Genomic DNA, 26,401 nt, shown 5'->3' on the forward strand with positions numbered 1-26,401 from the left:
AACGAACAGGCCAAATATCTGGCCACTCTGGAGATCAACGCCCTCATAGACGGTGCTCTGGAAGGAGGCGCCACTGACCCTATCGTGCTGGACGGACACGGCAGTGGTGGAATCAATATCGAACATATCCACCGTGAAGCCCGGGTGATATACGGCCGCCCCAGGGGCTCTGCGTGGGAGATGGGATTGACATTTGAGGCGCAATTTTTGTATGGCCATCACGCGATGGAGAACACCCCTGATGGTGTGCTGTGTCACAGCTGGAGTTCCCGAAGCATTGCCAACTGCTGGTTGAACGATGAACTGATCGGCGAAATTGGCTTCAACATAGCCCATGCCGGTGAGGTTGGCGTGCCCACGGTTTTCGTCAGCGGGGATCGGGCTGCTATAGATGAGGCTCGACGTTATGTTCCCGACATCGAAAGCGTTGTCGTGAAAGAGGGGCTCAGCCGCACGGCTGCCCTCTCCCTCTCCCCCACTAAAGCTCGGGATCTGCTCCGAGAAGGCGCTCGCAAAGCTATGGGGCGAATCGGAGAAATCCCACCTTATACAATCCCATCTCCGTATATATTCGCGACCGAATATCAGTCCGCTGATAGTGCCGAGGCCAGAGCTACCCGTGAAGACGTTGAGCGAGTAGATACCCGCACCGTCAAAATAACCGGCGATACCATCGCTGAAATTAGTGCAAAAAGAAGATAGTGAACGTTCGAATTTCAGAAAAAATTGAGATATTTGCCATGAAGCGTTACAAACTCTTGATTAGCGGCTGTGGAAGCGCTGGCCGTAATGTGGCTCAGGTAGTCGATGGACGTGGAGAAATTGTGGGTCTCGTCGATCCACAGCAGGCACAGTTGGACATGATGCATGAGCAATATCCGGATGCCTTGACTGGCCACGAGTACGCTCAACTCCTGCGAGAAACGCAGCCCGATATTGTAGTCGTGGCAGGACCGGATCACTTGCACGCCGACCAGACTGTCATGGCATTGGAGCAGGGCTGCCACGTCCTGGTGGAAAAACCGCTTGCTACCACAGTGGCAGATGCCCAACGCATCCTCGACGCAGAGGCAGAGAGTGGCCGGCATGTCATGACCGACCAAACCATGCGCTACCTGCATCCCTGGCACGAAATGGCACTGATGGCCCAATCCGGTGAGATTGGCGATGTTTTCTTTGTCCAGGGCGATTACATCCATGACATGTGGAGCCATTATTCACCTGAGGGTAAAAGTCACACACCCTGGCGCATTGATCAGCAAAATCCCCAGAATATCCTGCTGGGCGGCGGCTGCCACCCACTTGATCTGATTTTGTGGACCGTCGAATCCCCGGTTACGGAGGTCTATGCCTATAGCAATAAGCTCAGCATCCCGGTATTTCCAGATGATGACTGTTATATTGTGATCCTTCAATTTGAAAATGGCGTCACAGGCAAAGTCTTTGTGACAAGCGGCTGCTCCGGACATGGCATGGGCGAGGGAATGGGCGGTGGTTTTTTAGCCGTATATGGCACCGAAGGCACGTTGTGGAAAGGCCAACTCTTCCGCCGTGGCCATGAGCCAGTTCCAATCGAAGAATCATCTGCTCATGAAGTAATTGGTGGACACGGCTGGGGGCGCTCTGTGGTCGATTATCTAAATCTGCTCGATGGCAAAATCAGTAATCCGATCCCGGCTCGATGGGGTGCGCGCATAGTTTCTATCTGTGAGGCAGCACTGGATTCGATTCGCACGAAGCGCCCGCAATCCCCTCATTGGTTTGAATAGCCCGCAACCAAAGAATCCCGGGAATCCCAAAGAGATTTGGATTCGCTTGTGCTTTTCTGAATTAAATTTTATACTGACCTGCAGTCAATCCTGACCGAGACTGGACAATGAGACCCATCATCTTCGAAGATGACCTTTCGCAACTGCTGGATCAGTTTGAGCCTTCAATGCTATTCGATGGCTCAACGGTCGATGAACTGGAGAGGTGGCAGGATCGATTTCGATCAACAGTAGTGGAACTGTTGGGCCTTCGCCCGGAACGGTCGGACCTTTCTCTGGAATTCCTGACTGAAACGGATTGTGGGGACCACGTACGCCATCGCATTCGCTACCAGACGGAGCTGGACGTGTTCGTACCGGCTTATTTGCTCGTTCCCAAGGAGTTACAGAATCGGACTCCGGGTCTCCTTTGCCTGCACGGGCACAGCCAGTTTGGGAAAGATGGTGTGGCGGGGATCGACAATTCACCCGAGCGGAAAGAAGAAATTGTAACGAAGGGATACAACTTCGGCCAGAAATTCGCACAGCAGGGCTACGTCACCCTGATGCCCGATCTACGCGGGTTTGGCGAACGACGGTCCAATTATCCAAATCCCCGGGTTGACTATTGCATGCGCAACTACCTTTGTGCAACGCTGATGGGCACAACCGTTGTGGCACTACATCTGTGCGATCTACAGGCTGCACTCGATGTGCTTCAGTCCCTTGATTATATCGACAGTGAGATGCTTGGCTGTGCAGGGATTTCGCTCGGAGGTCGAATGGCCATGATGATCTCTGCTTTTGATTCACGGGTCAAGATTGCCGTACCCTCGGGCTGTCTGAGCATGTACCAGGAACGTTATCAGGCTTTGAAGAAGTGCGGCGCACAACTCATCCCGGGACTTCTCCAGTATGGGGATACGCCGGAGATCTTCTCTCTCATCGCCCCCCGCCCTATGGTGATTGAATGGGGGTTGAGGGATCGACTGGCGCCACACGAATGGGCGGAGAGAGCATTGGTCAGAGTGCGGAAGGCATATGGGGCAGCCGGCGCTTCGGATCAGTTATTTGTCGATCAATTTGATGGCGGACATCAGTTCAACATGAAAGTCGCCAGTGATGTTCTGGACAAATGGAGGAACGGTGGTCTCTGATCACATTGCAAATGAATCCCATCCACCGAATCTTGAACATGAACTTGTTCTGGCGCCGTGATACGTCGAACGGCTGTTGAGGAGGACCCATGCCGAAATCACGAGTGCAGCGCGTCAGCATCACAGTCCAACCTGTACCGGGTAACGAGCCCGATGCGTTCGAGGTCGAATTTCACGGAAGTAACGGCTCACGTAGCTGTGGGCACGATCTGGAATTGCCCGCAGGCAAGTTGGGGATGTGGAAGATTACTGCCACCGCATCAGAAACCATAACTGCCGGCGGCGGTTTTCTTTTTCAGCGGCACTCGTTTCTGTTCTCGCATCGAATTCAGGACTACAACCCAGAGGGACGTGATTTCGTCACTCTAAAAACCCAATGTGATGCGACCTTACGCCTGATCGTCAATTCAGAAAAGCAGTCCCACCGTCCGGGATTCGCCCAGGTGCTGGTCGATGAGGGTGAGATGAAAACCGGTGATTCCTTCACCATTCAGATTGGCGATTCGAGCTATGGAGGCGCGGGGAGCGCCGTTTATGACGGAACGACTCTGGGGCGGATTACCGGCGCCGTGGATCGGACAGGGGATGGCGTCTATCGGGAACTGGCCTGCAACCCTTGCAGGATTCACATCACATCCAATCCTGTGCCGGCGCTGCTTCGGCTTCTGGGCCCGTCGATCGTTACGCCCGATGAGGCCTTTGCACTGCATCTGATGGCCTTCGATGCAAACCACAATATCTGCGAACAATTTGAGGGTCGAGTGACCTTCTCTGGTCCGATTTCAGCGGTTGAGGGTTTGCCCAAATCCATCTCGTTGGGCTCCAGTGACAGCGGGCTCGTGATTCTGGAAGACATTCGCATATCAGAACCCGGCCTTATCCGTCTGATCGCGGAAGACAAACGCCACGGTCTAAGGGCAGTGAGCAATCCCATCCTCTGCAAGGAACAGCACGGCCGCCGTCTCCTCTGGGGAGATCTCCATTGTCACGGATGGGGCGACATTAGCATGTCGCTACTGGACGATCCCACCTTCAAGATTCATCCTGAGCGGAGACACGAACAGTTGCGGAGAGTCGGCCGGCTGGACTTTGGAGCGCCTGGACCGGCCGTTCCGCCAATCCAGGAGGATCGACCAGAGTTGTGGCGTGCCTATCAGCAAGCCTATCGGAACAACGATGAGCCGGGGACTTACGTTCCTTTTCTCGCTTCAGAGGTTCACCCGAGACCTGGAGGGGATCGGAACGTAATCTACCGTGAATGGACTGAAACCTACCCCCCCACCTTCTGCACCATGGACGAAGTGATGGCCGAGTTTGGAGATCGGGAGGATGTGATCCTTGAAGCCCACATCGGGGGTGGTCCCCCCCAATGGTACGATTATCGTCCCAGTCACGAGCCGCTTCTTGAGGTCGCCAGCGGGCATGGCTGCTTTGAATGGGTGCTCCAGTGGGCCCTGCGCTGTGGCTTTCGCCCGGCCGTTATTGGATCGGGGGACACCCACCTTGCTACAATGGGCGCTCCAATCGCCGCCAAAGACTACTTCGGGAGGTGGCACAATATTGGTTTGAACTTCCGAGACACCGGGTATGGGAACGGACCGATCGCCGCCGTTTGGGCAGCGCGCTGCGAGCGTAACGAAATCTGGAAGGCAATTCGGGATCGGCGCACCTTCGCCACCACTGGGGCGCGCATCATCCTGACCGTAGATGTCAACGGACACACTGCGGGCAGCGAGGCCAAAATCTCGGCGCCTGCTGAGATCACCATTTGCGCGCACGCCTGTGCTCCCGTGCAGCGAATAGACTTGATTCGGAATGACCGTTGTCTCCACTCATGGCATCCCGATGCAATCGATATAGATCTGACCTATACCGACGAGATTCCGCTGCGAGAGGGAGCCTATTACGTTCGTCTCCGCCAAATCGACGGTGAATACGCATGGTCCACGCCAATCTGGACCTTCTGTCCGGATGGATCTGAGCAATATGACCTGCCCAGGTGGAACGCGCACGAGCCTCTTGATCTCACGAGCCTCAGGCCCAACCAGGCGGAGTCTTACGAAGCCGATCTGCACCGTTACCTGGAGGTGGAAGAAGAGATTGAAGAGTTTCACGATCTGACCCCTTTCGACGTAATCGAGGAAGTCACCGGAAAATGTGCGCTTTTCCTCGGATATTTTGGTATCGATCGAGATCCCATCAGTATTCGCTGGTATTTTGAATTCGACATGCCCAAAATCCATGTGGACTGGGGGTGGAGAGATTTTGGACTCCGACCGACCCCTCCCAGAGTGGAAGAGCGTATCCTGGAGTCTGGCGGGCATCTCTGACTTGAGTCTCTGCGTATAAAACAGACCGACTGGCTCTCGGGTCAAATTCTGGCATTGGAAAATAGGAGATAGGAGATGGATCAGCGGCCAACGGACGATTGGACCAGAGATAAAAATATAGGTGAGACAGAAGGGAGACCTCCCAACATCATCCTGATCCTTCCTGATCAACAGAGGTTTGATTCATTGGGATGTTACGGCAATCGGAATGCAATTTCTCCTCATATCGACCGACTGGCAAGTGAAGGTGCCTGTTTTGAATCGGCTTTTGTGACCCAGCCTCTCTGTTCCGCGGCCCGATCTTCAATCCTGACGGGACTATTTCCCCACAAGACTGAGGTCTGGGACAACGATGTGACTTTGACCGACCACACAACATCTTTTCCGAGGCTCCTGCACGATATGGGTTACACCACCGGCTACGTCGGTAAATGGCATCTGGGTCCGACGCCTGAGCCTTTCGATCGACCTGTATCGGGAAGACCGATCCAGCCTCCTCCGGACTACTTTGATGTCTGGCAAGGTCATGACGGGAGTGAATCACAATGGGTTGGAGAGCCCATGAAGAAATGGACCGTGCCCGACAATCACGAGTCTGCAATTCCCGATTTTGGTCGTGAAGAACCAGGCGAGTACCGTGTTGACTTCGAGTTCGACCGCGGAATCCAGTTTATTCGCGAACACCACCAGAATCCATTCTGCTTGATCGTATCTTTCCGGCCTCCGCACACACCGTGGACCGCTCCCCCGAAAAACTGCGAGCGATTTCAGGGAAAGGTCCAGTACCCCACGTACTATGCAATGGTTAACAGAATTGATGAAAACGTTGGCCGGATGGTGGATGTCCTGAATACTTTGGGCCTCGAGCAAAACACCTTGATTGTATATACATCGGATCACGGGCATGATTTTGTCTACCGATGGAATCCTCAGCCAAAACGGAATTGCTACGACACGGCGAGCAGAATTCCTCTGATCTTCTACTGGATCGGAAAGATCAAACCTGGAGTCCGAAGCGAACTCGTCAGTCACGCAGACCTGGTGCCCACCATCCTGGATCTCTGCGGGCTAGACATTCCCGATGGCCTGCACGGTCGCAGCGCGAGAGAACTCCTGCTTTCTGGCAAAGGTCCATGGCGTGACTCTGTTTATATTCAGAACCATCCATATCGTCAGGATGGTCTCTACTGTCCTCCGGAAAGTGACCCTACGATGTTTGAAAGGTGTATTGTAACAAATGAATGGAAACTGATCGTCAACTCAGAGCGACCTCCGGAACTCTATCATCGTCCCACTGATCCAGACGAAATAAACAACAGGCTCCGCGAACCCGGGCTGGAAGAAGTGCTGCGGACGCTGTTCGGGAAACTCGAAGATTGGGCGTGGCAAATTGGAGATGGGCAGGCGCTGAGCAAATGGCTTTTATACAAATGGAATAGAGGGCTGGACGGATAAGAACCTTTTTTGATTCCAAAAATCTCAACCAGGGTAAAGATTACTTTAGGAGAATACCATGGCACAATCACTTCTGGCAATTGAAGGGGGCCCAAAGGCCGTTACGGCTCCTGTAGGAGATGGGTGGGAAAATATCGGCCCGCTTGAAAAGTCGTACGTGAACGAGGTACTGGACGATCCGAACACAGCCCGGCGACATCTCGAGCTCTTCGAATCTGGTTTCAGCAAACTGGTAAAGACCCAGCACGCGATCTGTACGTGCAACGGAACCGCAGCTTTGCACTCGGCCATTTTTGCTGCGGGCGCCGGTGTTGGCAAAGAAGTGATCGTGCCATCAGTCACCTGGCATGCCACGATTTCACCCATCCTCCACTGCGGCGCAACACCAGTATTCTGCGAGGTAGATCCGAACACCTTCTGTGCGGATCCGGAAGATGTAAAGCAACGAATCACAGACAGGACATGCGCGATTGTCGTCACACACGTCTATGGGAATCCGGCGGATATGGATGGACTGCTGGACCTGATCGCCGGAACCGATATCAAGCTGATTGAAGACGCCTCTCACGCACACGGCGCTCTGTGGGATGGCAAGCCAGTGGGCAGCATTGGCCACATTGGATGCTTCAGCCTGCAGGGCAGCAAGCCAGTTACGGGATTGGAGGCCGGGGTGGTGGTGACAGATGACGATGATCTCTATGATCAGATGATGGCATTGGGACAGTACGGTCGTTGCGGGGGATCGTGGAAAACCGATCGGTTTAAGGGATTGCACAACATGGGCCTGGGCGTCAAATACAGAGCGAATCCTTTTGGTATCGCGATGGCTCGAGGGCGGCTCGAACGCCTTTCAGAGCTCAACGAAAAGCGCCGAAAGTGGTTTGCACAAATGGACGAGCTTCTCGAGAATGTAGAGGGGGTTGAGACTCAGAAGGCCTATCCAAAGGCTACCCGCGGCGGTCTCCTGTTGTATGCGGGTCTGGTCGATCCCGAAGCCTATGGAGTACCCGTGTCGAAGGTTCTGGAAGCGCTGGTAGCCGAAGGAGTGCGGACAAAGCCGGAGATAACGCCTTACGGGTATGGTGTAATGCATCTGGAGTCACTGTTCAACGATTTCTCATTCGAGGGCCTTGGGGGTCCCTGGGGATATCTTCCAGATAACGCGAGAAAATCGTATCGACCGGGCAGCCTGCCGATCAGCGAAAGGATACATAGCACGTGCTTCTGGCTATCTACCCCTGTAGATCCCGATCCGATCTGGGTCGAACAAACGGCAGAGGCATTTCAGAAGGTATATGACAACCGTTCGCGGCTTTCTGAATTAACGGATGATACCGTATGTCAAAAAACGCTCGCATAGAATGGATCCATGCCTCGATTCCCGGGGATGAACCCGACGGATTTGAGGTCCTGTTTCGGGGTGCAGATGGTTCTGTTGCATCGGGATCCACATTCAATCTGCCTGCTGGGAAAGTCGGCACGTGGGAGATCACATTTACTGCTGCAGCGGATGTGCAGGACGGTGGAGGATTCTGCTTCTTCCGCCGCGGATTCCTCATGGGCCACGCCCCTCAGCTGAATAACCCACTGGGACGCGACTATGTGACAATGGCGTCAAATTCTGACGCCGGGCTGGACCTGACTGTCAATTCCGACCACGGTCACGAACCCGAAGTTGCGAGAATCCGAGTATCGAAAGGGATCCTTCGAAAAGGAGATTGGGTCAGATTGCGAATCGGTGATCGCTGCGGGGGTGGTCCAGGTGCTGAAGTTTATGACTCGACTACAATGGCGCGACTGGAGGCAGCGGTAGATCGCAATGGCGATGGTGAATTTGTCAGAATCGCGGGTGGAGAGATCCGGATTCGCATTACTTCAGAAGCATCCGCAGATATGCTGCGAATTCTGGGACCATCCATTGTCGAACAGGGCGAATCGTTTCACCTCAATCTGGTCGCTTTCGATATCCATCGAAATGTGTGTGAACAATATCAAGGCGTCGTCCAGTTAACTGCCCCCGACAATGTATCGGGCCTGCCGGATCGAGCCGTGTTTGAGCCAGTACATAACGGCGTCCTGAGGTTGGAGGACGTGCAGATTAGCCACCCTGGCGTTTATCGCTTTGAAGCGAGGGATGGAGACCTTCGAGCCATAAGCAATCCGATATTCTGCCAGAAGTCTCCGGACTTCCGGCTGCTCTGGGGAGACTTTCACTCCCACGCCTGGGGCGATACGTCCATGGCGCTGATGGACGAGCCCAGCTTCAAGTTGGATCCGGATGCCCGACACAGGCAAGCCCGCGAAGTGGGACGGCTGGATTTTGCGGCTCCGGGCCCCATGTCGCCACCAGATCAGGCTGACGAACCTGAACTGTGGGAAGCCTTTCAACAGGCATATACCAATCACGATGAGCCCGGAATATATGTGCCCTTCCTGGCATCGGAAGTTCACACGCGCTCTGGAGGGGACCGAAACGTCGTGTTCCGGGAGATGGAAGATGGGTACCTGCCGACTTTTTCGTCGATGGAAATCCTGCTGGAAACCTACGGAGATCGGGAGGATGTTCTTCTTGAAGCCCACGTTGGAGGAGGACCGCCAAATTGGGACGCATTTCGACCAAATGTCGAACCACTGCTGGAAGTGGCCAGCGGTCACGGCGCTTTCGAGTGGCTCCTGCAGAAGGCCCTGAGGTACGGCTATCGACCGGCCGTTATCGGATCGGGAGATATCCATTTGCCCACACTGGGCGCCCCAATGGCCCCCCATTGCTTCCGGGGTCGGTTCAACAAGGTGCTCAACATCCGTGACACCGGATTTGGGTCGGGCCCTCTGGCAGGTGTGTGGGCCACTCGCTGTGAACGAAAGGCCATCTGGCAAGCTGTCGCTGAAAAACGAACCTTTGCAACGACTGGGGCTCGAATCATTCTGATGGTTTCGCTGGGAGGCAATCCCGCTGGCAGCGAGATACAGCTTTCAGGCCCAGCCAGGGTTCGTGTGGTAGCTCACGCATGCTCAACAGTGCAGCGCGTAGATCTCATCCGGAATGATCGACGCTTGATGACCTGGCGTCCGAACACGCTGGACGTAGATCTGACTTACGTGGATGAGCATCCGCTCAAAGAGAATGCCTACTACATACGCCTTCGCCAGAACGATGGAGAGTTTGCCTGGAGTACACCGATCTGGGCAAAGGCGGCAGACGGAGAATCTCAACCAGCATCGGACTTGCCGTGGTGGAATGAACATGAGACACCCGTTCAGGTGAATTCCAGCGGCGCCGAAAACCACACAAATGATTTGCTGCGTTACCTGGAAGTGGAAGAGGATCCGAACCTGTTGTCGGAACTCACGCCTGCAGGGATGCTGGATGAAGTGACGGGCCGATCTGCTCTTTTTTATGCATACCTGGAACCTCAACACGAACCCGTGAGTATTCGCTGGTATTACGAGTTTTCCATACCCCGAATCCATCTGGATTGGGGCTGGCAGGATTTTGGTGCAAAATCCGGCAGAGGAAAAGATTAACGCAATACGAACAACGGGGGTAGAATCAATGTCCGATCTGAATCCGATTCGCCTGCATTATGTTCGGGAATTCACCCGGTTGAGCCTTTGGTACGCGAACAAACGGCTGCGGGAAAATCTCGGCGATTTGGAAGATACCGTCAACGTGCGAGTCAATCTGTACCGGAATACCTCACTCTACGACGGCAACCACCATCCGGCAGCGGGAGATGAAGATCCCGAATGGAACGTCATTGTAGGGAAATTGGGAGAAATCTTCGACAAGTATGGTAATGATAGTGAATCCGTGGAGATCAGGGGACTTGCGATCCTCTGGCCACTTATGGAAGCGCGCATTCGCACGTTGGGTAACGAACAGCCCAGACCTGGTGACCGTTCACACGAATGTTGGAATCATGACTACAAGCACGAGGACTCGTTGAGCCTTCATATTGCCAATGTTTACCAGCCAAAATCTCCCCTCAGCGATATGCACATACAGTTTGCGGCATCGCTAATCAGGCTGCTCAGAGATTCGCAAGTACATCGGCCGGAAGTAAAAGTGGTTCGATGCGGCAGCTGGATGAATTCGGCACCGCGGTTTCAAATGCTGTTTCCCGAGGCCTGGATTCAGAGCGCTGAGAGAAGAACAGAGATGCGATACACGATGGGACACTGGGGGCAGTTCATGGACCGGCGGGGTGATTTTCACGAAAAGAATGGGGCATTTTTCCGGCGTACCGGCGAGATGCCCTATCCCAGTTCTTTGTGCAGGTGTAAGATTGAGATGGTTCTCGACCACCTTCACGAGACCTTCCCCGAAGCTGTGGCATATAACAATCAGCTGGGATATGTTCCAACGGCTTAAGATGCCGACATTGACAACGCGCACCGAGGTGACTGCTATGAATGTCGTTTATATCATGACCGATCGACACAACCCGGAGTTTTCCGGTTGTTACGGTAGTTCCATTACCCGTACGCCTCACATCGATGCGCTCGCCAGACGAGGAAAGAGATTCGACAGTGCCTATTGCCCAAGTCCTCTGTGCGCGCCTTCGCGGGGAGCGATGATGGCGGGACGGTATGTTCACGAGATCTCTACCTGGGACAATGCGTTTCCCTATTCAGGAGTGCCCAGAGGCTGGGGGCATTACTTTGCAGAAAATGGCGTCGTGCTTACGACCATTGGCAAGCTCGATTACAAACCGGGCAGTGATGCTGGAGTGGAAGATATGCGCCTGGCCAAGGCACGGGAGAGTCTGGACGTACACACGCTGTTCGAAGAGGGCCGCGTGCAACCCCGATACCATCACCTGCATCGATTGCGGGAAGCGGGTCCTGCAAGTGGGCGTGGGGAACACCAGCACGACGCGCAGGTCGCAGAAGAAGCGGTACAGTGGCTGATGTATGAACGCCCACAAGATCGCCCCTGGGTCCTGATCGTGAATATCAAACAGCCCCATCCCGGATGGAATCCGCCGCAGGAGCTATGGGACTACTACGATCCGCTGGTGCGAACCGAAGACCTGGACGAGCGCTATTCGGAACCCGTTTCTCGACTGCACCCCTTCCACCGGGATTTTGTTCGTTACACGTGCAGCGATCTTTGCACACCCGAGGAGTTGCGCCGTGGTCTGGTAGGCTACCACGGCATCTGTGAGATGGCAGATCGCAACGTGGGGCGCGTGCTCAAAGCCATAGACACCGAGAATCTCTGGGATTCGACGCTGGTCGCCTATGCTTCGGATCACGGTGGCAGCATGGGGGCACATCGCAATTCCGGAATGGGATCGATGTATGAGGATTCAATTCGCGTACCCCTGATCGTGGCTGGACCCGGCATAGAGTCAGGAGGGTCCGAGCCTGCACCTGTTTCACATCTCGATCTTTTCCAGACATTCTCGGAAGCCCTGGAGTTGCCTTCGCCAACACACATGCGGGGGACATCCTTGCTGGGATCCTTGAGGGGCGAGCCGGGTGCGGCGCTTCCCGAATTCGCTATCAGTGAATTCCATGGGCCGGGCCTTCCAGGAAGCGCATTTGCTCTTCGATCGGGTTCAGATAAATATGTGGCGTGCGTTGGGGAAAGACCGATGTTGTTTGACCTTGCAGAGGATCCTTTGGAGATGCAAGATCTTGCGGAGCGTCCCGATGCGTCTCAAAAACTGGCTCGGCTTCGGCGAATTCTATACCAGGTGTGCTGCCCGGAAGCGATTGATCAGAGGGCAAAGGCGGACCAGCAGGCGCTTCGCGAAGAACTGGCTAAAAGTGGAAGGCTTGTGGAGGAGTTGTGGAAACGAGGTTACGAACGGAATCCGGAACGCATGATTCCACGGCCGGAACTTGTCGTGCAAAAACCGTGAGATGATAAAGGTTTCTCGATATGTCACCTATCATACCACCTGACATCCAGCCAGCATCCACATCTGACCTTGCCGACTCAGATATCCGTGCAAAGCTCATAGAGCTTCTGGGGCTGGCTACAATCCCCGACAGGGTAGATTTCACAACCTTAGAAACGCGAGAAATCGAAGACATTCGCGTCACCCATCTGAGCTATCAGAACTCACTGCGCGAAACCGTTCCCGCCATCCTCATGGAACCACCTGGGCATACGGGAAAAATGCGACCGGGAATCGTATGCATTTCTGGCACATCCGGCTCTGCAGAACGGGTCGCGCATCCACAATTCCATCAATCTCCCGATGGTCCATTGATTGGCTGGGGACGTGAACTCGCGCGAAGAGGGTTCACGACACTGGCCATCTCGATCAAAGGCACAGAAGGAAGACGCCGCAGCATTGAAGAATGGGCAACCGAGAACAAGCTCCTGGCTCCGTATGGACGAAGCCAGATGGGCATTCTCGTCGAAGAAACACTCAGAGCCGCTCGAATTCTTTGCGCGATAAATGGCGTTGACAAAAACCGCATTGGCCTGACAGGCATGTCGCTTGGCGGCAACGCAACCTGGTATTCGATGGCGTGTGCACCCTGGATCGCGGCAGGCGTAACTGTCTGTGGTGGCCTTGGCAGCCTGGCCAGCGTCATTCACCAGAGCGACAACGAACGACACAGTGCTTATTACTACATCCCTAACTTCCTGTGTCATTTTGATCATCCGCGCGTCGTAGCCACCTGCATGCCCCCGCGACCTTTTATGATGATCTCGCCCACCCGGGACGAAGACATGCCGCGCCAAGGCGTCGATACCCTTATACCCGTTGTACAAAAAGCCTATGCCTCAACAGGGCACGACGATCGTTTCAAAGTCTATCAACCCGACGGCAATCATCGCTTTCTCGTTGAGTACTTCGAGCAGATGGTCGCCTGGTTTGACCATTTTCTGCTTTCACCCAAAGAGACTTAAAAAATGAAGACCTTAAATATTTGTCCTTTAGGGTGGGAGTAATCACTAAACCGACCTCTTTTTAATAAGTGGCGGGGCGACGGCCGCTACGGTCGTCCAGGGTGCGCTGGGTCAATTCGAAATAGGGCTCAAAGCCGTGAAAAAAGCGGTCTAGTTCGTCCACCATCAGTTCGAAAAAGCGCCAGTAGGCGGCCCGGGTGACGCCGGCGATATGGGGCGTAAGGAATACATTGTCCAGCCCGGTTATTTCGTGGCCGTCGGGGATAGGGTCGGGGTCGAAAACATCGAGGCCAGCGATAATATCGCCGCGCTTGAGGCGTTCGACCAGGGCGACCGAATCGATGATGGGACCGCGGGAGACGTTGACCAGTACAGTCCCCGAGGGGATCAGATCCAGTTCTGCCCGACCGATCATGCCCTGGGTCCCGGGGGTCTGCGGGGCCAGACAGACAATCGCATCGGAGCTCGACAGGACCTGTTCGAGTGAGGTCAGGAGAAAGCCCAGGGCTTCGGCCATGGATCCAGGCAGGTAGGGGTCGTAAACCTGAATGGCAACCCGGAAAGGGCGCAGCAATTCTATTAGGCGACGGCCGGCATGGCCGCAGCCGATCAGTCCCACGGTCTTGCCGGTGAGTTCGCCACGCAGGAAGCTGGGGTTGTCGCGGGTTTTGCGGCAATTTCCCTCCATGTAGCGGCGCAGATAATAACCGGCGTTGCGCAACGATACGAGAATAAGGCCCAGGGCCCACTCAGAGACAGGGTAGGACGAGCCATTGGTGGTGTCAACAACGCGGATATCCCGTTGCCAGGCCGCCTCCACGTCGATGCGCTCAGCGAAACGATCGCCGTTCAATTCGCCGATGAGGCGTAGCTCGGGGGCTTGTTCCATGAGTTCGGGGCCGATATGGGGCGCCCCCGAATAGACGACCAGGGCCTGGACGGACGCCAGCCGGCGCGACAATTCGGTCTGGTGACCGGGCTGGACCTGACCCGCTTCACAGGGGAGCCATGTCCAATTCGCAAAGCTATCCAGGCGCTCTAGATCGGCCGGGGCCAGATAGAGATCGCGCTCGGGACCGCCCAGCACCAGGATTTCGGGATCAGCCATGGAAGGCCTCCTGGAAATCTACTCGCTGATCTGCAGGTATGCAAAACGACAAACGCGCCATGGATTTCATAAACTTAAGCCTCAATAGGGTTGGGAACTGGGCAAGATCATAACAAAAACTTAACAAAGTTTAGAAACTGTTCAAAGATGATTTTACATCTCGCCCACTGCCGATGGTGCGTGAGTGTTCGCGGTGGGACTATGACAACAACGGAAAATAGCTTCTTTGATTCTAAGGGGTCCAAATTCACTGTTTTGACGAAAGGCAAGGCTGACGATAATGACCGAAGAACAACGCTATCTTTTTGATCTATGCGGTTTTCTGCACCTGAAGAACGTCCTGACTCCGGAGGAACTGGATGCGGCTTCGGAGGCTACCAGGCGCTACATCGACAGCGCACCGGAAGACCTTCCGCCGCATTTTGGACAATCAGAAAATCTCAAAGGCTTTGCTCACGGCTTCGCCTTTGACCGGGCGCTGGAAAAGCTGGTCTTTCTGCCCGCAGTCTGGCCCATCGTGCTGGAGTTGACAAACGGCAAACCTATGCTCGCCAGCGGTACCCTCATGGTCGACGATCCCGACGGACACACCGAGGCGAGTCCGCTGCACTGCGCCCGCGACGACTACGGCTTTGAGAGCGCCCGTTACGAGATACACCAGGGCCGTATCTATTGCGACGACTTTGTGGTGTTTCCCTACCTGGACGATGTACATCCAGGTGATGGCGGGCTCCTCGTGCTCCCGGGTTCGCACAAAAGCCAGTTTGACCGGCCACCGCAGCTATTTTCCCAGGGTCGCATCGAAGGAGAAGTACCGTTGGGAGTCATCAATATCACGCCCTCAGCTGGGGATGTGGTCATTATACCCGAATGCCTGACCCACGGGGTCCTGCCCTGGAAACCCGTCGATCGCCAACGCCGGGTGTTAACGTTGCGCTACCGCCCACACCACCGCCAGCCCGGCCGTCCCATTCCTGAGGCGGTCAAAGAGCGGCTGGCGCCCGAAACACTCGAATTGCTCGAAACGGCGCACTACACCCACAAAAAGGAAATCGCCACTCGACAACGGGTGTGCCTCAGCCAGTAATCAAAGGAGGCCTTTGTGGCCCATAAAAAGCAACCCAATATTGTATTCATATTGACCGACCAGTGGCGAGCACAGGCGACCGGGTATGCCGGTGACCCCAATGTGCAAACGCCACACCTCTTTTGATGGGGATAGAGAACGATGAACAATCCCTTGAATTTAGACCCACAGCGCAGATTGAAATTCGGTATTATCGGGATCGGAGAACGGTGCTGGCAGCACATCGAACGGATCAACAACAACAGCGATTCATGTCAGATCCTGGCGATATGCGATATCCGCCAGGACCGACTCGATTATGGCCTAAAAATCTGTCGCGGCACACCGATAACCTGTACGGATTACCGGGAAATGCTCAAGCACCCAGACCTGAATGTGGTCCTGATCACAACGCCGCACAACCTCCACGAGGCCATGACCATAGACGCCCTCAATTCCGGCTGCGATGTCATGGTAGAAAAACCCATGGCGATGAACGCCACCGAATGCGATCAGATGAATGCGGCGGCCCGTCTCAACAATCGCATTTTAATGGTAGGAGAGCAGCACCGATACTTTGCACTGAACCGTAAAGTAAAAGCGCTTATCGATGTCGGATCAATCGGCGATGTCATCTGTATCAATGCCCCGTCCTTCCGCGGCCCCTGGTCAGATGGCAAACGCTGGTTGAACTTTTTTACAACCTCTGGCGGCGGTCTGCTCTCCGAGTCTTGCCACGACCTGGATGCCTTTTGTTGGATCATTGGATCACGTCCTGTAAAAGTGGTCGGCTTCGGAGGGATTGAAGTCTTTCAAGATCAGGATACGCTTGATCATGCCCAACTACTGTACGAATTTGAAAACGGCGTGAAGCTCTCCTACGGATTCGGTATCTTTGTCCCGGGTGGGTACAGGGATATTGGAATCCTGGGAAGTCACGGACGGCTGGAATACACGCGATATGGAAAGAAGATTTATCAGTATAAATACAGACCGGGTGATCGGCAGCCGGGAAAGCCTATTGTTCACGATCTCACTTTGGAAATGGCGGAAACCGGGCATGCGGGAACAAATGCCATGTACCGGGAATTCATTACCTGCGTTCGAGAACGCCGTGAACCCCTTACTGCCGGCACTGTAATCGTGGATTCTGTTCGCATGTGTACAGCCGGACAGAAGGCGATTCGCCAGGGGAAGATAATTAATTTGAGGTGATGTTCCTGAATACAAACTTTTCGACGGCTATCCTAGCCCCGAAGGCTTTGAAACCTACTTCTCCAATATCTACAAAGGCATTTAAATTCATCCAAACACACGAGCCTTCCTAACGCTTGATTTTCTCACCAAACCTGCCTCATCTTCTTCACACACGCATTTAATCAATCTCGTGGGCAAATTCTCTCTGTTTGAAAACAAACCGTGTTCAAAAATAATTTCTTTGACCATGTAATATTTTTTGACCCAAATGGGACTTAAATACAGGAGGCCTTCTACAGTATCTATGGAAACACCAAAGACAAAAAAGTTAGACACCCTGGTTCGAGCAGCTCAGTTGGGCAAAAGCGAAGCTTTCGGGCATATTGTTTCTCGTTACCAGAGCATGGCATATGCCAGCGCTTATGCTCAGACCGGCGATTTTCACCTGGCTCAGGATGCCGCACAGGAAGCTTTTATTGAGGCTTTTCTCTGCCTGGATACTTTGCGAGAACCCGCTGCGTTTCCGGCCTGGTTTCGCCGCTTTGTGGTTAAACACAGCGACCGCCAACTGCGCAAGTCGCGGCCTCTGGTGATGGATCCAGCAGAGATTCAAACCCTGCCTTCAGATCTGCCCAATCCAGAGGTGCTTTTCACCCAACAGCAAACTCGACATGAAGTGCGAGACGCCATTAATGCTTTGCCGAGCGCACAACGCGAAGCCATTGCCCTCTTCTACCTGGAGGGGTATTCACAAAAGGAAATCGCGAAGTTCTTGGGTGTGTCGGTCGGAACCGTTGGGAAACGACTTTACGATGCCCGTAAAGGGCTAAAAAAAAGGATGGAGAACATGGTCAAAGAAACACTGCAACAAAACCAACCAGACGAATCGTTTGCTACGAGAGTGCGATTCTTTATCGCTTTGAAACAGCTTCAACATTGTTAGACGCCGATGCTTCACTCGCCCAGGCTGAAGCCGATTGGTGGACAGGCGCCGACCAGAATGTCAACCCGGGAACGACACCCATGACATGGGCGACATCGGTCGGTGATGAGGCCATGGTGGATCTATTGCTCAAACATGGGGTAGACATAAACACCGCAGACAAGGGCGGAAACACCCCACTATTGAATGCAGTTATGCAGGGACAGCACCAGATGGCTCAAATGCTGCTGGACAGAAAGGCCAACGTCGAAGCGAGAGGCTGGTGTAAACACACGCCATTGCATCGCGCAGTGATGCGCGGCGACGAGGTCCTGGTAGAACTGCTTCTCAATGCAAATGCCGAAATCGAGGCCGTAGATGCAAAAGGCTATACCGCCACTGACTGGGCAGTGCTAAAGGGCCGCCAGAATTTGGTGAATCTTTTGGTGAAGCGCGGGGCAAAAAAGCCAAGTGTTCCCGTACGCAAACCATTGAAAAAAACAAAACCTGTATCTCAATCTCGCTCAGTCATTGCCGGTGCTTCGGTTCTCGGACGCATGATAGATGCAGACTGCGCACCCATAGACGGCGAAGATCCAATAAGCGATTCGGAGCAACAGCTTGTATGCGGTGGGGTTAAAGACGCTGTTTTGCCGATTCTTGAAACCGGCATTAAGGCCGTAGATCTTTTTGCGCCATTTAAGCGGGGTGGTCACGTTGGTGTGGAGAAGTGCATTGGTGTGGGCGTACTGATGCTGGGTGAGCAGATTGCCCGCAACTTTATTGCGCAACATAATGGCCGAATCGTTTTTGTGGGATTTGCCGGAGAAGATCCAGCGGTGAAGTTTAAAGAGTGGCGGGAGTTCGTTTGTGATGGCAAGCTGCTAGAAGAGAACACCGTCTTCGTACTGGCTCGTGAAAAAGACGCTGAATCCAGGCACCACCATGTTGTTGAAACAGGCCTGACCATAGCCGACGGCTTTCACAACCAGGGCCATAATGTCCTACTGATCGTAGAAGCTGGATTGGCGCAAAAAAAAGGCATCATCCCATTTCTCAGATCGCGCGCGCTCGTCACACCAGAAGCAGCCATTACCACCTTCTATTGGGGATGTCAACCCTCAGATCTCAATGGTGATACTTTCGGTTTTTTAGATGCTGTTATTGCCATGAGCGGTCACCGAGCCAAGGAGGCTCTGTATCCAGCAATTGATCCTCAGCGGTCGCGCTCAATCCTTCTGAGTGACAACCGGCTTGAGATGGCTCACAAAGAAACGGTGGCGCAGGTGAGACAAACGCTTGTGCAATACGATAACCAGAATCTACAAGCGGCATTCAAAGAAGGGCGTTTGGTTGAAAGCCTGATTGATGAAAATATAAAAGATCTTGCATTACGCGCCCGGCGTTTGGCCCTCTTTCTCACACAACCCTATCACGGTACAGAATCTTGGATAGGCAAGCCGGGCGAAACCGTGGCTCTGCAAGATACGCTTGAAGGGTGCAGGCAAATTCTGGATGGCTGCCACGACGACGTGCCCTTAGGCTCATTTGGATTTATCGGTAGCATCAATCAGGTGCAGCGCAATTCGGATTGATGCCTCCGGTCGGTTTTTTATGGCGTAATACATAAAAAAAAATGCCAATCGCTGATTGGCATTTTTTTGTGACTACATTTTGAGCATTCACGCAAACCCTGCAAAGGAAATGTCAACTCCCTGCTTTTTTTGACATCAGGCTCAGAACACCCAGCAAATTGAATTGCCAGCAAGCGATTAAGGTATTAACATGCCTTATCTCAACAACCTGAAGGAAAACCGCAATAACAGAAAGGAGTTAGGTGCTATGAATCGAGGCCGTCCAAACCTGGAGCCTGATGCGGGCAAAATGTTACCGACAACCAATGCCGATGGGCTCCCGGTCATTCCCATGACCGAAGAGCACAAGTACCTGTTTGATATGAAGGGCTGGATTTGCCTGCCGGGATTGATTGAGGGCGATCAGTTGGCAGAGATTCACGAACACCAGATGAAGCTCGTTAAGGAGCCTGAGTCGCTTCCACCAGAAGAACGGAATCCAGTAGGAGGACCTTCTCAAGCACTGCTGGATCATCCCGTGATTGTCGGGATTTTGAATGAGATTGTTGCAAGTCAGCAGTTGGCAACCGAGGACTGTTATGGGTTTACATTTGAGCGCACACGCACTGACTATCGCGAGGCGGGATACGATCAATTCAAGCCTCACGGAGGCAGCGGCTATTTCAATCTCATCGGAAATTCACACATCTACCAGATGCTTCCGGGTAAGGTGCATTCAGGATTGACACGCGTGGTTTGGGAATTAAATGAGATCAAACCAGGTGACGGGGGCACCATGCTGGCTTCTGGTAGCCACAAGGCAGCATTTAAACGACCCGAGTCATTGAGCAACCGCGAGAGCGAAATTTGGGATACATATACATGTCCTGCAGGTTCTGCGCTGATCTTCACAGAAGCACTATGCCATACCGGTACTCTGTGGACAAACGAGCATCGCCAGCGGTTGAGCTTGTTTCACCTCTACAATGCCGTAAACAGCAGATGGGGAGGTCGCAGCGTACCCAAAGAAGTGATTGCTACAATGCCACCAAAACGACAAACGCTGTTTCGCGCCGTGTGGGTAAGCGGAGGGAATAACATACGATACAACAGGTATTATGACGAAGACAATGCGGCTTTTGGGGATGAAAAAAGCGAAACGCGGACTTCTGATCAGAGAGTCGTTGCTAATTAGACGTGCCGGTCTCGGAGGCTGTTTTCAAAGGTTCACGCTGTCCATGACAAACGCGCTGGCCGCGAGGCGGCGAAGCAGTGTGTCCCGCATCTCGTTCTCCGTATCCCGATGCTCGGGATCGCCGATCAGATTGTGCTGCTCATCCGGGTCCTGCTGCATATCGTACAGCATGTACCCCCTGCCGTGCTGATCCATGACGTACTTGTGGCGTTCGGTTTTCACCATCGTATTGCGCGAACCGCCGTAGAAAATCTCTGACAGTACCTCGGTGCGGTGGTGCGCGGTCGGCTCCGCGAACAAATGCCCCAGCGACTGCCCAAGGGACATCTGCAACTGGTCGAGCCCCAGGGCTTCCAGCAAGGCAGGGCCGACGTCGATGGTTTCCACCAGCGCATCGCATACGGTACCGGACGGTAGCCGTCCGGGCCAGCGCAGGATCAGGGGGACTCGCAACGCAGATTCGTGAAAGGTGCGTTTGAACACCCTGCCGTGATCGCCGGTCATTTCGCCGTGATCGGACCAGAACACGACACAGAGATCATCGAGCCAGCCGCGCCGTTCATATGCCGCAAGGATCTCACCGCACCAGTGATCGACAAATGTGATCTTGCCATCGTAATTTGCCCGGATCGCGGCGGCGATTTCAGCGGTCAGACCCGGCTCCGTCTTGAAGTCCTCCTTCTGAGCGACTTCGTCGGGAAGCGTGGCGGGTCGCGGCGGCACGCCGATGGCGGGCGGCGAATCAGCCGGATCATACATAGTGGCGTACTTCCCCGGCGCGTCCCAGGGGTCGTGAGGTCCGGGGAAGTTGACGAACAGACAGGTCGGACGGTCCCCGGGCGCAGAATCGACGAACTCGACCGAGCGCCTGCCCACGTACCCGTCCATGTGGTCGTCCTCCTCAAACACCGCCGGTTTGACGAGCTTTGGGTCGCGAACCCGTTCGCGCGTATCGCTGACGAAGAGCTCGAACAGATCCTTCTCGCGCAGGTAGTCGGTGAAGTACGAGTCCGAGTTAAGACTCCCCCGCGGTCCCCCGAGTTCGTCGATGACGTCAAAGCCGAGCGCTTGCATATACGGCTCGCCTTCGCGCAAATGAGACACCTTTCTGTGGCTCCAGAGGTGCGACTTGCCCACGGTTGCCGTGTGGTAGCCAGCGTCTCGCAATTGGGAGAATAGCGTCGGGTAGTTGATCGGCAGTTCGCCGCGGTTGTACCAGATGCCGTGGTTGTGAGGATAGGTGCCAGTGATGAACGACACGCGCGACGGCTGGCAGACCGGCGACACGGTGTGGCAATTGCTGAACCGCATGCCGTCGTTGGCAAGCGAGTCGATGACCGGCGTTTTGACCCGCGGATGACCGGCGCAGCCCATAGAATCCGCCCGTAGCTGGTCCGCCGTGAGAATGAGTATGTGTGGTCGTTCTTGTGCCATATGTATTCTTCCCATTGTTTCGAGTTGCGTGTGAGTGTAGAACTACTGCGTATATGCATAGTACAAACAAAAATGAACCTCAATCAAGACATTTCGTTGTGCAACGCCTCATAGCAAGACACAAAATGTTCAAAAAGATTGGATTTGGCAGATTCGCGGCGTGCATTCTGCTTATATCCATACAGTGTATGATCAGCACGCCGGTTTTCGCCGAGGCTTCGATGCTTGTTGAATCTGGCAATAGAATCATCCTTGAGAATGGTTCCGTCTCGATGACCATCCAAAAATCTACGGGACGGATTATCTCGCTGGCGCATCAGGGGGACTCTCTCCTATCTCCCAAACAGTTCGGATATTTCACCATCCTGGCCAGTTATGTCGATGATACGGATACAAATTATATGGCGGGCAAAGAGTCGAACGTGAAGGCAAAGTTTTTGCGCGACCAAAGCCCTGAGTTCAACATCCACGTCAATAATCCGGAAATGGTCGATATTTCATTCACCCCCAAACAACCCGCAGGTTTCCCGTTCAAGATGGAGCTCCATTATGTCCTGAGAGCGGGTGATTCGGGGTTCTATTATTATGTTGTAGCCAGCAAACCCGGGGATACGGGCGACGCCGTACTGACACAGCTTCGTTTTGGGATGCGCCTAAACGATTCGATGGTGAATATCAGGGTCAATGACAAGCTCTCTGGTGTGATTCCGGATAGCAAGGCAATATCCAGCGCAAAGGGCATGGTGATGGATGCCACACATGCGCTCCAATCGGGAGAAGTGGATACAAAGTATAACTGGTCATCTCCAACTCAGGAGGCTCTTGTACACGGTTTGCACAATGGAAAGCAGGGCGTGTGGATGGTCTCGCCGAGCAATGAATACCTCTGCGGCGGTCCGACAAAACAACACAATACCAGCCACGCGACTGATCGGGGGCCAATCATCCTGAAGCTGCTCTATTCTCACCACTACGGCAGCAGAGGGGATTACGTCAGCGGTAAATGGGAGAAGATCTTCGGACCGGTTTTTGTTTATATGAACAAAGGTGAAGATGCCCGGCATTTGTGGTATGATGCAAAGCGCGAGGGTGAAAAACATCGAAAGCGCTGGCCCTACAGCTGGCTGGAACATCCGGAGTACCCGATCGACAGGGCTGTGGTTACGGGACAATTCAAAGATACGGGTCTAACACATCACAGCAATGGATGGGTCGTTCTGGCGCGGCCCCAGGAATATCGAGGACTGAACTGGCAGCAGCAAGGCGCAGAGAACTACATCTACCGCGCCAGGATGGCGGCTGATGGTTCCTATGCAATACCGGCTGTCCGAAAAGGAAGATATACGCTTTATGCATTTGCCCCTGACATGATTGGTGAGTTTAGAAAAGATGACGTCACGATCGACGCAACCGGCGAAGTCAAACTCGGCAGTCTGCAGTGGTCACCCCGTTCTTTCGGCAAGTTGCTCTGGCGTGTCGGAAAACCAGACCGAACTGCTGCTGAATTTCGACGCGGAGATGACCATCGCCACTGGGGGCTATGGTTCAATTACCAGAAGGATTTTCCCGAGGATGTCGATTTCGCGGTCGGAAAGAGCAAAGAGCGAAGCGACTGGAATTATGCACATATGGCAATTTGGGAAGAAAAAGGCGGATGGCAACCCCGCATACAGCCTGCTGACCGGACTGGAGAAGGCAACTGGCGACTACCTACCTGGAAGATTCGATTTCAATGCGATGAGCCAATGTCCGGGCGCGCGACCCTCACAATCGCTCTGGCGTCGGTAAATCGCGATGGGGGAATCGCTATCGGCCTCAATGGCAAACCTCTGGATAAGATTACCGGTTTGGAGAACGACAGTGCGCTTCCCCGCAGTGGCATCTACGGGCGCTTCAGCGAGCACTTTATCGCGTTTGATGCGTCGCTGTTGCGCACAGGAGAGAATGTGTTGACGCTCGACCTCCTCCCACGGAAACAACACCGCGGGCAACGACAGAACTACCCTCACTTTGGCGTTATGTACGATTATTTGCAACTGGAAATCGATTTACAATAACCAACTTAAAACAGGAGTATTCACATGTATCCGGACAAAGAAGCTGATCTGCTCAAGGCGTTTTCACCTGCTGAACCCATATTTACAGTAGATCCCGATTATATCAAGCGGGCGCGCTCGTTGAGCAAACGGGAAGATAACCCGTGTGGGCAAGCCCTTAAAGCCCTGCTTGTGAAAGCGGATGCCGCTTTGAAGCAGGAACCGCTGACCATTGTGAACAAACCGATCTTGCCTGCCAGTGGTGACAAACACGATTACATGAGTGTTGGACCTTACTGGTGGCCAGACCCCGATAAGCCTGACGGTTTGCCTTATATCCGACGAGATGGCGAGGTCAATCCCGAGGTTGAAAAAACGGACCGCCCTTTGTTGGCAAAATTCATTTCAACGGTGAAAACGCTGGGGTTAGCGTATGGTTTTACACATCGAGAAGACTACGCTGCTCAGGCTGCATTGTTGTTGCGAACATGGTTTATGAATCCCGAAACCAGGATGAACCCAAACCTTTTGTTTGGGCAGGCCATACCCGGGATATGCGAAGGGCGAGGTATCGGGCTTATTGAGACGGCTGCATTTGCACGCGAGATGCTCCCTGCGGTCAGTTTTTTGCGCGACTACAGGAACTGGTCCCAAAAAGATATGGAAGATTTGCAGGCCTGGTTTCACGCGTTTCTCGAATGGATGTTGAAGCATCCTTATGGGGTTGACGAAGCGCGTCATGGCAATAACCATTCGAGTTCTTATGATATTCAGGTTGTGACATTCGCGCTTTTTGTGGGGCAATCAGATCTTGCGCGAATGATATTAAAAGGGGTGGGAGAAAGAAGGATTGCTGCTCAGATTGAGCCAGATGGTCAACAGCCTCTGGAACTCGCACGCACAAAGGCACTTGGATACGCGAGTATGAATTTGGAGCTTCTTTTAGAACTCGCTGAGATTGGCCGACAGTGGGGTATTGATCTCGCCAATTTTGAATCTACCGATGGGCGATCCATGCGACGCGCCTTTGATTGGCTTTATCCCTACTGGACGGGCGATCGCGAGTGGACGCTTCCACAGATTCAACCCTTTTCTGGGGAGCCCGCATTTAGATGTCTGAGGCTCGCCGCTTACCTTTATTTAAATATGGATTTTGAGCCTGTGAAAGCCGAATTGGCATGCGTGAATCAGAAAGAGAAAGCGCAACAAATCTACAATCTTTTGGTACCGCCATTTGAAGGAAGCGGTTTACACGCGCTCAGAATTTCCGAAGACGTCGTCATCCGTGATCCCCATGTATTGGTCGATCCAGAATTAGCGAACGGAGACCCCGCTCTCTTGCCCGATCCAGAATTTGTGAACGGAACCCCAACCCTCAGTGAAGTCGAAGTCGCGTTTTTCAAAGAGAATGGTTTTCTTGTGAAACGTGGGTTTCTGCAAGAGAAGGAGACATTTGACCGGATCGTGGATTATGTGTGGGAAAATGTGCCGCGTGAGATTGTCAAACGCGACGATGTGCAAACGTGGTTCGATGCACCACACGGACAGTGGACAGAGGCGGATGCCGAACAGGCAGGGCACTTTTCGCGCGGCACATGGAAGATGCGCTCGCGTAAAATTGGTACAGAGCCTTTTTTTGTCGATAAGATCGCCAACCACCCACGTATGCGGCAGTTGGTTTCATTGTTTATCGGCGACCCGGTTAAGCGTGCAAATCGGGTGCGAGGGGTCTATTGTATATTTCCAAAACCACCAAATTCAGAAAGTCGTTTGGCCCCCCATGGAGACCATACAGCGGCTCAATTGTCTGCAATGGTTTTTGTAGATACGGTGCCTCCGCACTCTGGTGGCTTTACAATCTGGCCGGGGTCACATTACATGAGTCACCTGTATCACACTACTGTTTACGGTCCCCTTGACCCCGACCTCGCAGAGCCATATAGCAAAGCCCGTGACAATGTGCTGAGAGAGATTGCGCCAGTGGAGTTTTCCGGCAAAGCAGGGGACGTTGTTTTCTGGCATCCTCGCCTTATTCACGGGGGAGGTGTCAATCGCTCTGCTGACCGCGATCGCCCTGTCGTGCGTCTCGTCGTTCCTTGTGAGTATCAAAGAGATGGTATGACGCCATATTTTAACCTGTCGCACGGACCGGCACCAAACCGTCAGTGGTGGGTCGATACCCGGAACTTTCGAGAGGATGTGCCAGCGACCGTTGACAATATGTGGGATGGATGGGCATTTGATACCGGTACAACAGACGCCGGGGACTGCTCAGCGTGAGCGCAAATGAGATACCTCCTTATGG

18 protein-coding genes are annotated in these 26,401 nt (G+C 53.6%); 16 read left to right on the plus strand and 2 right to left on the minus strand.

What is annotated here, in order from left to right; translation table 11 throughout:
- From F4Y39_04385 to F4Y39_04425, 9 genes are all read left to right on the plus strand, one after another.
- On the plus strand, window positions 1–702 hold a 702-nt coding region (locus F4Y39_04385), incomplete at its 5' end, for a hypothetical protein (protein ID MYC12945.1).
- Window positions 703–740: 38 nt separating this feature from the next.
- Window positions 741–1,769: a Gfo/Idh/MocA family oxidoreductase gene (locus tag F4Y39_04390; protein MYC12946.1), complete on the plus strand. Its 1,029-nt coding sequence runs from the start codon at window positions 741–743 to the stop codon at window positions 1,767–1,769.
- Window positions 1,770–1,876: 107 nt separating this feature from the next.
- Window positions 1,877–2,905: a hypothetical protein gene (locus F4Y39_04395; GenBank protein ID MYC12947.1), complete on the plus strand. Its 1,029-nt coding sequence runs from the start codon at window positions 1,877–1,879 to the stop codon at window positions 2,903–2,905.
- An 89-nt stretch (window positions 2,906–2,994) separates the two neighbouring features.
- The gene (locus F4Y39_04400) at window positions 2,995–5,235 is read left to right on the plus strand and encodes a DUF3604 domain-containing protein (GenBank protein ID MYC12948.1); all 2,241 of its coding nucleotides are present in this window, start codon (window positions 2,995–2,997) and stop codon (window positions 5,233–5,235) included.
- A gap of 75 nt (window positions 5,236–5,310) precedes the next feature.
- A complete protein-coding gene (locus tag F4Y39_04405; GenBank protein ID MYC12949.1) occupies window positions 5,311–6,690 on the plus strand; it encodes a sulfatase-like hydrolase/transferase in 1,380 nt (459 codons plus the stop codon).
- 58 nt (window positions 6,691–6,748) lie between these two features.
- Complete coding sequence (locus F4Y39_04410) at window positions 6,749–8,050, plus strand: DegT/DnrJ/EryC1/StrS family aminotransferase (GenBank protein MYC12950.1); 1,302 nt, start codon at window positions 6,749–6,751, stop codon at window positions 8,048–8,050.
- On the plus strand, window positions 8,029–10,215 hold the full coding sequence (locus F4Y39_04415) for a DUF3604 domain-containing protein (GenBank protein MYC12951.1): 2,187 nt from the start codon (window positions 8,029–8,031) through the stop codon (window positions 10,213–10,215). Before F4Y39_04410 ends, F4Y39_04415 begins: the two co-directional genes overlap by 22 nt.
- Before the next feature lie 680 nt (window positions 10,216–10,895).
- A complete protein-coding gene (locus F4Y39_04420; protein ID MYC12952.1) occupies window positions 10,896–12,560 on the plus strand; it encodes a sulfatase-like hydrolase/transferase in 1,665 nt (554 codons plus the stop codon).
- A 20-nt stretch (window positions 12,561–12,580) separates the two neighbouring features.
- Window positions 12,581–13,564 carry a hypothetical protein gene (locus F4Y39_04425; protein MYC12953.1) on the plus strand — a complete coding sequence of 328 codons (984 nt, stop codon included), beginning with the start codon at window positions 12,581–12,583 and terminating at the stop codon, window positions 13,562–13,564.
- A gap of 61 nt (window positions 13,565–13,625) precedes the next feature.
- On the opposite strand, the gene F4Y39_04430 is transcribed toward F4Y39_04425, so the two are convergent.
- On the minus strand, window positions 13,626–14,672 hold the full coding sequence (locus F4Y39_04430; protein ID MYC12954.1) for a hydroxyacid dehydrogenase: 1,047 nt from the start codon (window positions 14,670–14,672) through the stop codon (window positions 13,626–13,628).
- Window positions 14,673–14,952: 280 nt separating this feature from the next.
- Here F4Y39_04430 and F4Y39_04435 point away from each other — a divergent pair, with 280 nt between their 5' ends.
- The 5 genes from F4Y39_04435 (at window position 14,953) to F4Y39_04455 (ending at window position 20,626) form a co-directional block, all read left to right on the plus strand.
- Complete coding sequence (locus tag F4Y39_04435) at window positions 14,953–15,759, plus strand: phytanoyl-CoA dioxygenase family protein (protein ID MYC12955.1); 807 nt, start codon at window positions 14,953–14,955, stop codon at window positions 15,757–15,759.
- Window positions 15,760–15,900: 141 nt separating this feature from the next.
- Window positions 15,901–16,953 carry a Gfo/Idh/MocA family oxidoreductase gene (locus tag F4Y39_04440; GenBank protein ID MYC12956.1) on the plus strand — a complete coding sequence of 351 codons (1,053 nt, stop codon included), beginning with the start codon at window positions 15,901–15,903 and terminating at the stop codon, window positions 16,951–16,953.
- Window positions 16,954–17,203: 250 nt separating this feature from the next.
- Window positions 17,204–17,878 (plus strand): sigma-70 family RNA polymerase sigma factor, encoded by a 675-nt coding sequence (locus F4Y39_04445; protein ID MYC12957.1) that lies wholly within the window; start codon window positions 17,204–17,206, stop codon window positions 17,876–17,878.
- Entirely contained in the window at window positions 17,872–19,452 is a 1,581-nt protein-coding gene (locus F4Y39_04450) for a hypothetical protein (protein ID MYC12958.1), read from the plus strand. The genes F4Y39_04445 and F4Y39_04450 overlap by 7 nt, the downstream gene beginning before the upstream one ends.
- 247 nt (window positions 19,453–19,699) lie before the next feature.
- Complete coding sequence (locus tag F4Y39_04455) at window positions 19,700–20,626, plus strand: hypothetical protein (protein MYC12959.1); 927 nt, start codon at window positions 19,700–19,702, stop codon at window positions 20,624–20,626.
- A gap of 24 nt (window positions 20,627–20,650) precedes the next feature.
- Here the strand turns inward: F4Y39_04455 and F4Y39_04460 are convergent, their stop codons facing one another.
- The gene (locus F4Y39_04460) at window positions 20,651–22,075 is read right to left on the minus strand and encodes a sulfatase-like hydrolase/transferase (GenBank protein MYC12960.1); all 1,425 of its coding nucleotides are present in this window, start codon (window positions 22,073–22,075) and stop codon (window positions 20,651–20,653) included.
- A gap of 38 nt (window positions 22,076–22,113) precedes the next feature.
- Here F4Y39_04460 and F4Y39_04465 point away from each other — a divergent pair, with 38 nt between their 5' ends.
- Together F4Y39_04465 and F4Y39_04470 are read left to right on the plus strand one after the other, a co-directional pair.
- Window positions 22,114–24,117, plus strand: a complete 2,004-nt coding sequence (locus F4Y39_04465; protein ID MYC12961.1) for a hypothetical protein — start codon at window positions 22,114–22,116, stop codon at window positions 24,115–24,117.
- 24 nt (window positions 24,118–24,141) lie between these two features.
- Window positions 24,142–26,376, plus strand: coding sequence for a hypothetical protein (locus F4Y39_04470; GenBank protein ID MYC12962.1), 2,235 nt, complete (start codon window positions 24,142–24,144; stop codon window positions 26,374–26,376).
- The last annotated feature ends 25 nt before the right edge of the window (window positions 26,377–26,401 follow it).

Source organism: Gemmatimonadota bacterium, assembly GCA_009838845.1.
Taxonomy (GTDB): Bacteria; Latescibacterota; UBA2968; order UBA2968; family UBA2968; genus VXRD01.

What these genes read in the sequence shown, in the direction of transcription:
- F4Y39_04425 (MYC12953.1), top strand. Translation starts at nt 12,581, where the DNA reads ATGTCACCTATCATACCACCTGACATCCAGCCAGCATCCACATCTGAC.
- F4Y39_04435 (MYC12955.1), top strand. Translation starts at nt 14,953, where the DNA reads ATGACCGAAGAACAACGCTATCTTTTTGATCTATGCGGTTTTCTGCAC.
- F4Y39_04405 (MYC12949.1), top strand. Translation starts at nt 5,311, where the DNA reads ATGGATCAGCGGCCAACGGACGATTGGACCAGAGATAAAAATATAGGT.
- F4Y39_04430 (MYC12954.1), bottom strand. Translation starts at nt 14,672, where the DNA reads ATGGCTGATCCCGAAATCCTGGTGCTGGGCGGTCCCGAGCGCGATCTC.
- F4Y39_04415 (MYC12951.1), top strand. Translation starts at nt 8,029, where the DNA reads ATGTCAAAAAACGCTCGCATAGAATGGATCCATGCCTCGATTCCCGGG.
- F4Y39_04395 (MYC12947.1), top strand. Translation starts at nt 1,877, where the DNA reads ATGAGACCCATCATCTTCGAAGATGACCTTTCGCAACTGCTGGATCAG.
- F4Y39_04455 (MYC12959.1), top strand. Translation starts at nt 19,700, where the DNA reads ATGAATCGAGGCCGTCCAAACCTGGAGCCTGATGCGGGCAAAATGTTA.
- F4Y39_04460 (MYC12960.1), bottom strand. Translation starts at nt 22,075, where the DNA reads ATGGGAAGAATACATATGGCACAAGAACGACCACACATACTCATTCTC.
- F4Y39_04470 (MYC12962.1), top strand. Translation starts at nt 24,142, where the DNA reads ATGTATCCGGACAAAGAAGCTGATCTGCTCAAGGCGTTTTCACCTGCT.
- F4Y39_04410 (MYC12950.1), top strand. Translation starts at nt 6,749, where the DNA reads ATGGCACAATCACTTCTGGCAATTGAAGGGGGCCCAAAGGCCGTTACG.
- F4Y39_04465 (MYC12961.1), top strand. Translation starts at nt 22,114, where the DNA reads ATGCATAGTACAAACAAAAATGAACCTCAATCAAGACATTTCGTTGTG.
- F4Y39_04400 (MYC12948.1), top strand. Translation starts at nt 2,995, where the DNA reads ATGCCGAAATCACGAGTGCAGCGCGTCAGCATCACAGTCCAACCTGTA.
- F4Y39_04390 (MYC12946.1), top strand. Translation starts at nt 741, where the DNA reads ATGAAGCGTTACAAACTCTTGATTAGCGGCTGTGGAAGCGCTGGCCGT.
- F4Y39_04440 (MYC12956.1), top strand. Translation starts at nt 15,901, where the DNA reads ATGAACAATCCCTTGAATTTAGACCCACAGCGCAGATTGAAATTCGGT.
- F4Y39_04445 (MYC12957.1), top strand. Translation starts at nt 17,204, where the DNA reads ATGGGACTTAAATACAGGAGGCCTTCTACAGTATCTATGGAAACACCA.